Source organism: Streptomyces longwoodensis, from assembly GCF_001514125.1.
Taxonomy (GTDB): domain Bacteria; phylum Actinomycetota; class Actinomycetes; order Streptomycetales; family Streptomycetaceae; genus Streptomyces; species Streptomyces longwoodensis.
In genome coordinates, this window is record NZ_KQ948563.1 from 112,142 (window position 1) to 125,061 (window position 12,920).

Sequence of the window (12,920 nt, forward strand, 5' to 3'; positions counted from 1 at the left end):
TCGGCTTGAAGCCCCCAGGACGGTTCGCCAGCCGCGATGGCATTCAATCACTTACCGGCAGGCGTGCACGACGCCTTGGCTCCATTGTCCGTCACGCCAGTGACACACTCGGTGCCGATGGCCAAGAATCACCGATCCGATCGATCCCCGGCGGACACCGTGCAGCGCCCGTCCCCGGGCACTGTCCTGGACCGGCTCGCCTCGGGACCGAGCCGGGCCTCGCGCATCACTCATACGGAGCACTTGCCCCCGCGTGCGGGCCGCCATGCCGTCTGGCCTCACCGGATTCACTCCGAGGTGATCGCGGCGGTCCGGGCGGCGGGCATCGAGCACCCCTGGGCCCACCAGGCGCTGGCCGCCGAGCACGCCCTGGACGGCGACTCGGTGGTCGTCGCCACCGGCACGGCCTCCGGAAAGTCCCTGGCGTACCTCGTGCCCGTCCTGTCCACCCTCCTGGAGGGGTCGAAAGCCCCGAACGGCCGAGGCGCCACCGCCCTCTACCTCGCCCCGACCAAGGCCCTCGCGGCCGACCAGTGCCGCGCGGTGAAGGAACTCGCCCGACCGCTCGGCACCGCCGTGCGCCCCGCCGTGTACGACGGCGACACGCCGTTCGAGGAACGCGAGTGGATCCGCCAGTACGGCAACTACGTGCTGACCAATCCGGACATGCTGCACCGCGGGATCCTGCCCTCCCACCCGCGCTGGTCCTCCTTCCTGAAGTCGCTCAAGTACGTCGTCATCGACGAGTGCCACACCTACCGCGGCGTGTTCGGCTCGCACGTCGCCCAGGTCCTGCGCCGACTGCGCCGACTCTGCGCCCGCTACGGCGCGTCGCCGGTCTTCCTGCTGGCCTCCGCGACCGCCGCCGAGCCGTCCGTGGCCGCCCGCCGCCTCACCGGCCTGCCCGTGGTCGAGGTGGCCGACGACGCCTCACCACGCGGTGAACTGGTGTTCGCCCTCTGGGAGCCCCCGCTCACCGAGATGCAGGGCGAGAAGGGCGCGCCGGTGCGCCGCACGGCGACCGCGGAGACCGCCGACCTGCTCACCGACCTCGCCGTCCAGGGCATCCGCACGGTCGCCTTCGTCCGCTCCCGGCGCGGCGCCGAGCTGATCTCGGTCATCGCCCAGGAACGGCTGGGCGAGGTCGACCGCTCCCTGGCCCGGCGTGTCGCGGCCTACCGCGGCGGCTACCTCCCCGAGGAGCGCCGCGCCCTGGAACGCGCCCTGCACTCCGGCGAGCTCCTCGGCCTCGCCGCGACGACGGCCCTGGAACTCGGCGTCGACGTGTCCGGCCTCGACGCCGTCCTGATCGCCGGTTACCCCGGCACCCGCGCCTCCCTGTGGCAGCAGGCGGGCCGCGCCGGCCGCTCCGGACAGGGCGCCCTGGCGGTCCTGATCGCCCGCGACGACCCCCTGGACACCTTCCTGGTCCACCATCCCGAGGCCCTGTTCGACCAACCGGTGGAATCCACGGTCCTCGACCCGGACAACCCCTACGTCCTCGCCCCACACCTGTGCGCGGCCGCCGCCGAGCTCCCGCTGACCGACGAGGACCTGCCGCTGTTCGGCCCGGCCACCGCCGAGCTGATGCCCCAGCTGGAGGCCGCCGGCCTGCTGCGCCGCCGCACCAAGGCCTGGCACTGGACCCGCCGCGAACGGGCCGCCGACCTCGCCGACATCCGCGGCGAGGGCGGCCGGCCGATCCAGATCGTCGAGGCCGGCACCGGCCGCCTCCTCGGCACGGTCGACGCGGGCTCCGCCCACACCACCGTCCACGAGGGCGCCGTCCACCTCCACCAGGGCCGCACCTACCTGGTGCGGTCACTGGACCTGGAGGACTCCGTCGCGCTCGTCGAGGAGGCCGCCCCGCCCTACTCCACGGTCGCCCGCGACACCACGGCGATCTCCGTCCTGGAGACCGACGTCGAGGTCCCCTGGGGCGACGGCCGCCTGTGCTACGGCTCCGTCGAGGTCACCAACCAGGTCGTCTCCTTCCTGCGCCGCCGCCTCATCACCGGCGAGGTCCTCGGCGAGACCAAGCTCGACCTCCCTCCTCGTACGCTGCGCACCCGCGCCGTGTGGTGGACGGTCACCGAGGACCAGCTGGACGCGGCCCGCATCAACCCCGAGATCCTCGGCGGCGCCCTGCACGCCGCCGAACACGCCTCGATCGGCATGCTGCCGCTCTTCGCGACCTGCGACCGCTGGGACATCGGCGGCGTGTCCATCCCCCTGCACCCCGACACGCTGCTCCCGACCGTCTTCGTCTACGACGGCCACCCGGGCGGCGCGGGATTCGCCGAGCGCGCCTTCCACACCGCCCGCGCCTGGCTCACCGCCACCCGCGAGGCCATCGCCTCCTGCGAGTGCGACGCCGGCTGCCCGTCCTGCATCCAGTCCCCCAAGTGCGGCAACGGCAACGATCCCTTGCACAAGCGGGGCGCGGTACGGCTGCTCACGGAACTGCTGCGGGGGGCGCCGGGGGAGGTGGAGGTGGAGGACGCGAAGGCGGAGGAACCGGGGGCGGAGGACGCGAAGGCGGAGGAACCGGGGGCGGAGGGCCCATAGCCGAAGGAGAATCCACCCCCGCCGGCCCCGCCCGTGCCCTCGCCTCCGCCGTGAACGGGCCTCCTCCCGATCTCGCCGTCACGTCCGACACCTCGCCCACGACCGCACACCGCACCAGCCGGGCCCCCTGCTCCCGGGCCACCCGCTCCGCCCGGTCGCACGCCGCCTCCTCGCCGTCGGTCCAGTGGTCGGCCGCCGTCAGGGCCGCGAGGTCGGCGCCGCCGGCGGCCCGGTGCCGGACCACCACGGCGTGCCCGAGCGAGAGCACCACGCCGAACACCACGCACAGCACGGCGATCACCGCCACGGCCCAGACGGAGGCGGAGCCCCGGTCGCGCCCGACACGTGCGTTCACGGCGACCCCACCTCCGCGTCCTCCGCCGTCGCCACGGCCTCCTCCCGCACCTCGAAGGGCAGCCCGCGCAGCAACGGCGGCCGCGCCACGACCACCACGCGGACCTGGTCCCCCTCGCGGCCGACCGTCACCTCGGCGCCCTTGGGCGCGGCCGACCGGGCCATCTCGACCACGGCGTCCGGGGCCTCCTGCCGAGCCGCCGCCCGGGCGCCGGCCCTGGCCGCGTCCACGCACTGGATCTGGGCGGCGGCCACGAGCAGCCCCCACACCAGCGCCATCGCGAACGCCACCAGGACCGGCAGCACCACGGCCGCCTCCGCCGTCACGAACCCCTGGTCCGAACGGCACCGGCGCCCCCGCTCACATCCGCGCACTGAGCGCTCGTTTCACGATGGCCTGCAGCTGCTCGGCCACGGCCGGAGACGTCACCACCTTGTAGAGCAGCACCGCGAACGCCACCGCCGCGACGATCCCCATCGCGTACTCGGAGGTGACCATCCCGGCGTCCCCCCGCGCCGCCCGGACCCTGCACACCAGGGCGCGCAGCCGCGCCCGTACCGCCTTGAACATGTGAACCCCCGTGAGGTCTCGTTCCGTTGCCGGTGCCCTGCACCGCTGTCGTTGTCCTGCACCGCTGTCGTTGTCCTGCGCTTCTGTTGCTTCAGTGATCCGCGGCGTTCCGCTGATCCGCCGCCCACTCGTGCGCCCTCACCCCGTCATGGCCCACCTCCTCCCAGCACGCCGCCCGCCAGCCCGATCACCACGGGCAGCACGCCCACCGCGATGAAGGCGGGCAGGAAGCACAGCCCGACCGGCGCGGTGACCACGACGGCCGCCCGCCGGGCGCGTGCCGTCGCCGCGCGCACCCACTCCGCGCGGGCATCGGCGGCGAGCCGCGCGACCGGTCCGGCCGCCGGAAGCCCGGACACGTCCGCCCGCTCCAACAGCGCGGCCAGGGGTGCCGCTCCCGGCGCCGACGCCAACCGCTGCCAGGCGTCGGCCGGTTCACCCCCGAGCCGCACCTCCGCCGCCCCGCGCGCCAGCCCTTCGCCCACCGGACCACCGAGCGCCTCCCCCACGGCCGCCGCAGCCACCACCGGCCCCGCCCCCGCCGCGATGCAGGCAGCCAGCAGGTCCGCCGCCAAGGGCAGTTGGCGGGCCGCCTCGGCCTGTTGCTCGGCTTCCTGAGCCGCACCGGACGCCTCCTGCCCCCGACGCCACCGCCACAGCGCCGCCGCGCCGCACAGGCCGACCACGACCCCGGTGGCACCGCCGACCAGCGCCCAGCCGATGCCCACGACCCCGACCTCGGGCAGCCACCGCCGCGCACGGTCTCCGAGCACGAATCCCGGGGCCCGCCGCACCACCGCCACCGCCAACAGCTCCGCGGCCCGCTGGCGCGCCCGTCGCCGGTGCCGCACGCCCTCCGCCCACCGCACCAACCACGCGAGGGCCAGCACCATCCCCACGGCCACCCCCAGCCTGTGGACGAACTCCGCGCTCACCGCACGCCTCCGATCCCGCTCCGGCTCATGCCGCATCGGCCCCCTTCACGACCCGCAGCGCCCACCACAACCCGGCGCCCTCCAGCACCGCCCCGGCCGCCAGGCAACCGAGTCCCGCGCCGGTGTGCAGCAGGACGTGCAGCGGATCGGCGCCCAACGCCGCACCGAGGAGCAGGCCGAGGACCGGCAATCCGGCGAGCATCACCGCCGTGGACCGCGGCCCCGCCAACTGGGCCCGCAGGTCGGCCCGCTGGTCCCGCTCGGCCCGCAGGGCCCCTTCCAGGCGGTCCAGTCCGTCGGCCAGGCCGGCGCCCTGGTCCACGGCCACGCGCCAGCACGCCGCCAGCCCCAGCAGTCCCTCCGCCCCCGGTCGCCGAGCCGCCGCCGCGAGCGCTCCGGGCACGTCCCCGCCGAACCGGGCCGCCGCCAACACCCCCGCCTGCGCCCCGCCCAGCCCTCCGGAGTGCCGCGCCGCCACCAGCAGCGCCTCCCCGGGCTGCCGTCCCGCCCGCACCTCACCGGCGAGCGCGGCGCACAGCGCGATCACCGCGTCCCCCCGGCGCTCGCGGGCCCGCCGCCGCGTCCCGGCCCGCCACACCCGGCGGAGCACCGGCACCCCGAGCGCCCCCGCGACGACCGGCAACACCGACGCCCCCAGCACCGAGAGCGCCAGCCCGGCCACGAGCGACCACCACTCCGGCCGCCACCGGCGCCGGATCCGCCGCACCTCCTCGGCCCAGTCGTGCCACGTCGGCGGCCCGACGCCCACCGTTCCACCACCGGTCAGCACCAGTCGGGCCCGCCGGGCCCCGGCGTGCCACCGGCTCGACATCCACGCCGCGACCGCGAGCCACGCCACCGCCGCCACCGTCGCCACCTCACGCAACCCGCTCACCGGACCCTCCCGTCGCTTCCTGCGTGCGGCTGCGGACCGCCGGACCCGCACCCTCCACAGCCACCGGACCCACCGGCAGCGGACCCACCCGCACCGGGTCCGCCCCGTCCTCTGCACCCACCGAGCCCAGCGCCCCACCCGCGCCCAACAACCCCCGCAGCCGCCCCCACCCGGCCTCCTCCACGAACGCCCCCGCCTCCCACCGCAGCGCCGGCACGGTCCGCACCAGCCCCGCGGGGTCCCGTTCCAGCACGTGCACCTCGGCGATGCGCCGCTGCCCCGTCCGGTCCCGCACCAGGTGGATCACGACCGACAGCGCCGCCGCCAACTGGCTGTGCAGCGCGGCCCGGTCCAGCCCGGCCGCCGTGCCGAGCGCCTCGAGGCGAGCCGGCACGTCCGCCGCCGCGTTGGCGTGGACCGTCCCGCAGCCGCCCTCGTGGCCGGTGTTGAGCGCGGCCAGCAGGTGCACGACCTCCGCGCCGCGGACCTCGCCGACGACCAGCCGGTCGGGCCGCATCCGCAGGGCCTGTCGCACGAGGTCCTCGAGCGTGACGAGCCCGACGCCCTCCTGGTTGGCGGGTCTGGTCTCCAGCCGCACCACGTGCGGGTGGTCCGGCCGCAGCTCGGCCGAGTCCTCCGCGAGCACGATCCGCTCCCCGGACCCGACCAGCCCGAGCAGCGCGCTCAGCAGGGTCGTCTTGCCACTGCCGGTGCCCCCGCTGACCAGGAAGGACAGCCGCGCCTCCAGCAGGGCCCGCAACACCCGGTCACCGCCGGGCGGCACCGTGCCGGCGGCCACCAGCTCGTCGAGGGTGAACGCGCGGGGGCGTACGACCCGCAGCGCCAGACACGTGCAGCCGACGGCCACCGGTGGCAGGACCGCGTGCAGCCGGGTCCCGTCGGGCAGCCGGGCGTCCACCCACGGCCGGGCGTCGTCCAGGCGCCGTCCGGCCACCGCGGCCAGGCGCTGCGCGAGGCGTCGTACCGCCGCCGCGTCCGGGAAGGACACGTCGGCCCGCTCCAGGCCGCCGCCCCGGTCCACCCAGACCCGGTCGGGCGCGGACACCAGGACGTCGGTGACCCACGGATCGGCGAGCAGCGGCTCCAGCGGCCCGCTGCCGACCAGCTCCGAGCGCAACCGCTCCGCCGCGCCCAGGACTTCCGCGTCCCCGAGCACCCTGCCCTGTTCCCGCAGCGCCTGCGCCACGCGCGCGGGCGTCGGCTCGGCCCCGCTCTCGGCGAGCCACCGGCGCACCCCGTCCAGCAGCGCCGGAGCGCCCCCCTCGTCGAATGCCGCGCTCATCCGCTCCCCACCTCCGCCAGCGCCCGCTCCCAGAACTCCTTGCAGAAGCGCGCGAGCGGTCCGCGCACCGCCGCTCCCGGAGGGGTCCGGCCGCCGTCCGGGCGGAGCAGCACCGGCTCCACGGGCACCTCGCCCACCAGCGGCAGACCGAGCAGGCGGGCCACCTCGCGGTCGTCAAGGCCGGGCGCGTACGGCCCGCGGACGGCCACCCTGACGTCCTTCAGCACCATGCCGACGGCGGAGGCCACCCGTCCGGCCGCCGCGACGGCGCGCAGTTCGGCCGGCACCACGAGCAGACCGACGTCGAGCTGGGCCAGGACCTCGGCGACACCGTCGTCGACGCGGCGCGGCAGGTCGACGACGACCGTGCCGCCCCGTCGGCGGGCCGCGGCGAGGACGGCGCGGACGGCCTGTGGAGGGACGGCGACCCGGTCACCGCGGTCCCAGCTGAGCACCCGCAGGGCGTGCAGCTCGGGCAGTGACTCCTCCAGGGCGCCCCCGCCGACGCGTCCGCGCGAGGCGGCGAACGCGGGCCAGCGCAGGCCCTGGGCGGTCTCGCCGCCGAGGAGTACGTCGAGTCCGCCGCCCAGGGGATCGGCGTCCACGAGCAGGGTGCGCAGTCCCTCGCGCGCGGAGGTGACGGCGAGGGCACACGCGAGCGTGGAGGCTCCGGCCCCACCGCGGCCGCCGATGACGCCGACGGTGAGGGCGGGTCGTCCGACGCCCTCGGCAACATCGGCGATCCGGTCGACCAGCCACTGCTCGCCGTCGGGCAGCACCAGGACGTGGTCGGCGCCGATCTCGACGGCCCGGCGCCAGACGCCGGAGTCGTCCTGGTCGCGTCCGACGAGGACCACGCCGCGCCGTCGGGTGGCCCCCCGGACCCGCCGGGCGGCGTCGTCGCCGACCAGGACGAGCGGTGCGGACTCCCAGCTCCCCCTCCTCCTCGGGAGGGAGTGGCGGACCTCGGGTGTGGCGCCGGCGGCGGCGCACAGCCGCAGCAGGTCGTCGAGGAGCTCGGTGTCCTCGGTGACGATCAACGGCCTTCCCTGGCCGCCCGGGGCCGCGGGTGGCGGGTCGTGTGTGACGGTTCCGGTCACGGTTTCCGTCCCCCTTCGCTGCGTCTCGCCGAGCCCCTGCGGCCCCGCGATTCCCGAATGTGTGAAGAACCGGCAACCGGTCCCCCTTTGAACGGCCGTGAGGAACAGCCGCCTTGAACGGCCGGCGGAATCCGGCCGTGGGCGTCCGACAAACGGAACGGGACATGAACTCGGCCCGAGCGGGACGCCTGGGAATCACCGTGCAGCGAAGCCGGAAATCGTGTGGATCTTGGTCGATTTCTGTGGACGAGTCAGGGCTTGTGAATATCGCCGTCACCCATACCGGTGAGCCCTGCGGCAACTCCTGTGCGGCTTCCACAGCGCAGCGCAACGGCTACACAGAGTGACTACGCTGGGGTGCACGGCGCGAGTGATGCGCTACGCGCAGGAGAGGGGGCCGTGCCGTGATGATAAGAGGAAAATGCACCCGGACATGCGACGACCCCCGCCGGGGGGGAGAGCGGGGGTCGTCTCCACGGCCGACTCGGGGGGGGAGGAGTCGGGCCGGGTTAGCACGGTCGCGAACGATCCGTGACTTCCATGGTGTACCCGACAGCCCTGTCAGGCAAACCCACGCGCCCACCTTACGCCGAATGGGCTGCCCCTATGCTCAGGGGCGTGGAAAACCACTCCCTGCCCCGCACGGCCGCCTTCTTCGATCTGGACAAGACGGTCATTGCGAAGTCGAGCACGCTCACCTTCAGCAAGTCGTTCTACCAAGGCGGTCTGATCAACCGCAGGGCCGCCTTGCGTACCGCGTACGCCCAGTTCGTCTTCCTCGTGGGCGGTATGGACCACGAGCAGATGGAACGCACCCGCGAGTACCTGTCCGCCATGGTGCGCGGGTGGAACGTCCAGCAGGTGAAGGAGATCGTGGCCGAGACCCTGCACCAGCTGATCGACCCGATCATCTACGACGAGGCCGCCTCCCTCATCGAGGAGCACCACCGGGCCGGCCGCGACGTCGTGATCGTCTCCACGTCCGGCGCCGAGGTCGTCGAACCGATCGGCGAACTGCTCGGCGCGGACCGGGTGGTGGCGACCCGGATGGTCGTGGGCGACGACGGCTGCTTCACCGGCGAGGTGGAGTACTACGCGTACGGCCCGACCAAGGCGGAGGCGATCCGCGGGCTGGCGCAGTCCGAGAACTACGACCTCGACCGCTGCTACGCCTACAGCGACTCGGCGACCGACCTGCCGATGCTGGAGGCGGTGGGGCACCCGCACGCGGTGAACCCGGACCGGGCATTGCGCCGCGAGGCCGTCGCGCGCGGGTGGCCGATCCTCGACTTCCACCGCCCGGTGCGCCTCAAGAAGCGGATGCCCCGCTTCTCGGTACCGCCGCGCCCGGCCCTGGTCGTCGCGGCGGCCGTGGGTGCGGCGGCGGCCACCGCGGGCGTGGTCTGGTACGCCAGCCGACGCCGGGCGGCCGCTCCCGCCTGAGCAGTCCGGCCCGGCGGCCCCAGCTGTCGGGCCTACCCGCCCGCTTACGCCCTGTTTGAGCGCAAAAGTAAAGAACTCGAACCAGGGCTTTCGCTCGCCGGGGGCTTGGAGTACAAAGGATTCAGCGGCCCGCGAGACCAAAAGGACATCCGCGAGGATCCCCTTCTTCAACGCATTGGCCCCACGGACCGAGCATGAACACCGGGCACCCACGCGACGTCGACCCGTCGATTACGGGCCAGCCGCACCAGGTGGCGGGCAAAGTCCCCGACCTGATGGGCACATATCGAGGACGCTTGGTAACCCGGTGGACATGCCAGCGGCGGTACGAGCCCTCGTACCGCCGCATTTTTCCTTCCCGTCGGCTACGCCGCTCCGCGCTGCAGGGCCTCGCACACGGCCGTCGACTCGCGGGCGCCCAGTTCCACGGCCCGGCCGCAGTGGGCGATCCAGGCCGCCATGCCGTCGGGCGTGCCGGAGACGTAGCCGTCCAGGGCCGCGAGGTAGGCCGCACGGCCCAGTTCGGCGTGGCCCACCTCGGACGGACAGACGGCCTTGGGGTCGAGACCGCTGCCGATCAGCACGATGCGCTCGGCCGCGCGCGCGACCAGCGCGTTGTGCGAGACGAAGGGCCGCAGGGCGAGGAGCTCGCCGTGCACGACGGCGGCCGTCACCAGGGCGGGCGCGGAGCTGCCCGCGACGATCAGCTCGGCCAGACCGTCCAGCCGCCCGGACACCTCGTCGGCGCCCGGCGCCGGCAGCTCGATCAGCGGCTCGCGCACCGCTTCACCGGCCCGCCGCGGCCGTCCCACCGCGTCGTCCGCCTCCGCGGCGGCCACCACGTGCAGCCTCGCCAGCACCCGCAGGGGCGACTGCCGCCAGATCGACAGCAGCTGGCCTGCCTCCGCGGTCAGCCGCAGCGCGGCACCCACGGTCCGCGCCTCGTCGTCCGCGCCGAAGTCGCTGCGCCGGCGCACCTCCTCCAGGGCCCAGTCCGCGCCGGACAGCGCGGCGGAGCCGCGGGAGGCGCGCAGAGCGGCCTCGGAGGTGATCTCGGTACTGCGGCGACGCATGATGCGGTGCCCGTAGACCCGGTCCACGGCCTTGCGGACGGACTCCACGGATGCGGGCACGCCGGGCAGCGAACCCAGGGCCGCGAGCGGATCGGCGGTGGCGCCTGTCGTACTCATGCGTACGACCCTACGCACCCCCGGCCGTGACCCCACGATGGAGTGGTCTTCTTCACGCACCCCTGCCACGCACAGCAATCATGCGACTACTCTTGGTGAACATGAAAATTGCTTTCGTCGGGAAGGGCGGCAGCGGCAAGACCACCCTCTCCTCCCTGTTCGTCCGTCACCTCGCGGCGAGCGGCGCACCAGTGATCGCCGTCGACGCCGACATCAACCAGCACCTGGGGGCCGCCCTCGGCCTGGAGGAGGCGGACGCCGCCGCACTCCCCGCGCTGGGCGAGCACCTGCCCCTGATCAAGGACTACCTGCGCGGTTCCAACCCCCGCATCGCCTCCGCCGGGACGATGATCAAGACGACCCCGCCCGGCGAGGGCTCCCGGCTGCTGCGGGTACAAGAGGACAACCCGGTCTACGACGCCTGCGCCCGACCGGTGGAACTCGACGGCGGTGCCGTCCGTTTGATGGTCACGGGACCCTTCACGGACGCCGACCTGGGGGTCGCCTGCTACCACTCCAAGACCGGAGCGGTGGAGCTGTGTCTGAACCACTTGGTGGACGGCCCCGACGAGTACGTCGTGGTCGACATGACGGCGGGCTCGGACTCCTTCGCCTCGGGCATGTTCACCCGCTTCGACATGACGTTCCTCGTCGCCGAGCCGACCCGGAAGGGGGTCTCCGTCCATCGCCAGTACAAGGAGTACGCCCGCGACTACGGCGTCGAGCTGAAGGTCGTCGGCAACAAGGTGCAGGGTCAGGACGACATCGACTTCCTCCGCGCGGAGGTCGGTGACGACCTGCTCGTGACGGTCGGGCACTCGGACTGGGTGCGCGCCATGGAGAAGGGCCGCCCGCCCCGGTTCGACCTCCTGGAGCAGCCCCAGCACGAGGCCCTGCGCCGGCTGCGGTCGGCCGCGGACGCGACGTACGCACGGCGCGACTGGGAGCGCTACACCCGCCAGATGGTCCACTTCCACCTCAAGAACGCCCAGTCGTGGGGGAACGAGCGCACCGGGGCCGACCTGGCCGCGCAGGTCGACCCCGGGTTCGTGCTCCACGAGGGCGTCACGGCCCCCGCGTAGCTACGGCTTGGCCGCCGGTGCTCCCGGGACCCCCTTGGGGGCCGGGGCGGGCCGGTCCGACAGGAACTGCTCCCAGCCCTCGCGCGGCGCCTCACCCACCTCGAGGGTGCGCAGCTTGGCCAGGACCTCCGGATCCTGGGCGTCCAGCCAGTCGGCCAGCTGGTGGAAGGAGACGCAGCGCACGTCGGGCTTGTTGCAGACCGCCTCGACGACGTCCTGGACGGCGCGCATGTACACGCCGCCGTTCCAGGACTCGAAGTGGTTGCCGATGACCAGGGGCGCGCGGTTGCCGTCGTACGCCCGCTGGAAGCCGGCGAGCAGGCTGTCGCGCATCTGGTGCCCCCAGAACGCACGCTTGGCCGGGTCGCCCTGGGTGGCGGTCCCGGACTGGTTGACCATGAAGTTGTAGTCCATGGTCAGCTGCTCGTAGGAGTGGCCGTGGAAGGGCACGAGCTGCATCGACAGGTCCCACAGCCCTTCCTTCTTGCCGGGCCAGACCTGGTTGTTGACGCCGCTGGTGTCGTAGCGGAAGCCCATGTCCCGGGCGGCCTTCATGAAGTTCTTCTGGCCCTCGAGACACGGGGTGCGGGCGCCGATCAGCTCCTTGTCGTAGTCGAAGGGCAGCGGGGCGGCCTTGGTCATGCCGGTGTTGGTCTTCCAGGTCTTCACGAACTGCTTGGCCTGGGTGATCTCGTCCTTCCAGTCCTCCACCGACCACTGGCCGACGCCGCCGTCCTTGCCGCAGAAGTGGCCGTTGAAGTGGGTGCCGATCTCGTTGCCCTCCTGCCACGCGAGGCGCAGCTGCCGGGCGGTGTCGGCGATGCCCTGCTCGTCGTTGAAGCCGATGTCGGAGCGGCCGGGCGAGTGCTGCGGCGGCCTGTACAGGTCGCGCTTCTCCTCGGGCAGCATGTAGACGCCGCTGAGGAAGAACGTCATCGTCGCGTTGTTGGCCCTGGCGACCTCGCGGAAGTGCGAGAACAGCCTCTGGCTGTCCTCGCCGGCGCCGTCCCAGGAGAACACGACGAACTGCGGCGGCTTCTGCCCCGGCTTCAGGCGCTCGGGCCGGGGCAGGTGCGGCTGGGCCCCCGTGTACGCGGTCGAGCCGTCGCCGATCAGGCGGACCATGCTCTTGGGCGCGGGAGCCGCCTGCTGCCTCCCGGGCCCGGACGCGGCCGCGCCCGCTGCGTGAGAACCGGTGGTCCCCGTCGAGCAACCGGCCAGTGACGCGGCGACGGCCGCGGCGACCACGGTCCCCGTGGCGATCCTCTGGGTGGCGGTCATGTTCCGCCCACCTTCTTCCTTCTCTCAGGCCAACGCCGACCACGGCGTTCTGGTGCGCCGCCGACCAGCCGACGGCGCCGTCAACGTCGCACGGAGGCCGAGAAGGAATTAATACGACAAGCCGATAAAAAGCTCACTTCACTCTTTGGGAGGGTTACGTGGGCCATTTGCCATGAATATCCATGCTCGTCCTTTACT

12 protein-coding genes are annotated in these 12,920 nt (G+C 73.6%); 3 read left to right on the forward strand and 9 right to left on the reverse strand.

The genetic code is table 11. The features are described from left to right. The first annotated feature begins 36 nt into the window (after positions 1-36). Positions 37-2,568, forward strand: coding sequence for a DEAD/DEAH box helicase (locus AQJ30_RS31870; RefSeq protein ID WP_079084431.1), 2,532 nt, complete (start codon positions 37-39; stop codon positions 2,566-2,568). Here AQJ30_RS31870 and AQJ30_RS37480 read toward each other — a convergent pair. The 7 genes from AQJ30_RS37480 to ssd form a co-directional block, all read right to left on the reverse strand. Beyond that, complete coding sequence (locus tag AQJ30_RS37480; RefSeq protein WP_107119747.1) at positions 2,456-2,923, reverse strand: Rv3654c family TadE-like protein; 468 nt, start codon at positions 2,921-2,923, stop codon at positions 2,456-2,458. The genes AQJ30_RS31870 and AQJ30_RS37480 overlap by 113 nt on opposite strands. Beyond that, positions 2,920-3,297 (reverse strand): TadE family type IV pilus minor pilin, encoded by a 378-nt coding sequence (locus AQJ30_RS38185; protein WP_107119748.1) that lies wholly within the window; start codon positions 3,295-3,297, stop codon positions 2,920-2,922. Before AQJ30_RS38185 ends, AQJ30_RS37480 begins: the two co-directional genes overlap by 4 nt. Then, entirely contained in the window at positions 3,284-3,493 is a 210-nt protein-coding gene (locus AQJ30_RS31880; RefSeq protein WP_067240840.1) for a DUF4244 domain-containing protein, read from the reverse strand. The genes AQJ30_RS38185 and AQJ30_RS31880 overlap by 14 nt, the downstream gene beginning before the upstream one ends. Before the next feature lie 146 nt (positions 3,494-3,639). Continuing rightward, positions 3,640-4,428: a type II secretion system F family protein gene (locus AQJ30_RS31885; RefSeq protein ID WP_067240842.1), complete on the reverse strand. Its 789-nt coding sequence runs from the start codon at positions 4,426-4,428 to the stop codon at positions 3,640-3,642. A gap of 25 nt (positions 4,429-4,453) precedes the next feature. After that, on the reverse strand, positions 4,454-5,260 hold the full coding sequence (locus AQJ30_RS31890; RefSeq protein ID WP_079084445.1) for a type II secretion system F family protein: 807 nt from the start codon (positions 5,258-5,260) through the stop codon (positions 4,454-4,456). 46 nt (positions 5,261-5,306) lie between these two features. Continuing rightward, positions 5,307-6,626, reverse strand: coding sequence for a TadA family conjugal transfer-associated ATPase (locus tag AQJ30_RS31895; RefSeq protein ID WP_079084433.1), 1,320 nt, complete (start codon positions 6,624-6,626; stop codon positions 5,307-5,309). After that, positions 6,623-7,726, reverse strand: a complete 1,104-nt coding sequence (ssd, locus tag AQJ30_RS31900; protein WP_067240846.1) for a septum site-determining protein Ssd — start codon at positions 7,724-7,726, stop codon at positions 6,623-6,625. Before ssd ends, AQJ30_RS31895 begins: the two co-directional genes overlap by 4 nt. A gap of 606 nt (positions 7,727-8,332) precedes the next feature. Here ssd and AQJ30_RS31905 point away from each other — a divergent pair. Further along, positions 8,333-9,169 (forward strand): HAD family hydrolase, encoded by an 837-nt coding sequence (locus AQJ30_RS31905; RefSeq protein ID WP_067240848.1) that lies wholly within the window; start codon positions 8,333-8,335, stop codon positions 9,167-9,169. Positions 9,170-9,534: 365 nt separating this feature from the next. Here AQJ30_RS31905 and AQJ30_RS31910 read toward each other — a convergent pair whose 3' ends face one another. Beyond that, a complete protein-coding gene (locus AQJ30_RS31910; RefSeq protein WP_067240850.1) occupies positions 9,535-10,359 on the reverse strand; it encodes a Fic family protein in 825 nt (274 codons plus the stop codon). A 101-nt stretch (positions 10,360-10,460) separates the two neighbouring features. Between AQJ30_RS31910 and AQJ30_RS31915 the strand changes: the two genes are divergently transcribed. Further along, complete coding sequence (locus AQJ30_RS31915) at positions 10,461-11,441, forward strand: ATP-binding protein (RefSeq protein WP_067240851.1); 981 nt, start codon at positions 10,461-10,463, stop codon at positions 11,439-11,441. Here AQJ30_RS31915 and AQJ30_RS31920 read toward each other — a convergent pair whose 3' ends face one another. Then, on the reverse strand, positions 11,442-12,722 hold the full coding sequence (locus AQJ30_RS31920) for a polysaccharide deacetylase family protein (RefSeq protein ID WP_067240853.1): 1,281 nt from the start codon (positions 12,720-12,722) through the stop codon (positions 11,442-11,444). Positions 12,723-12,920 lie beyond the last annotated feature (198 nt).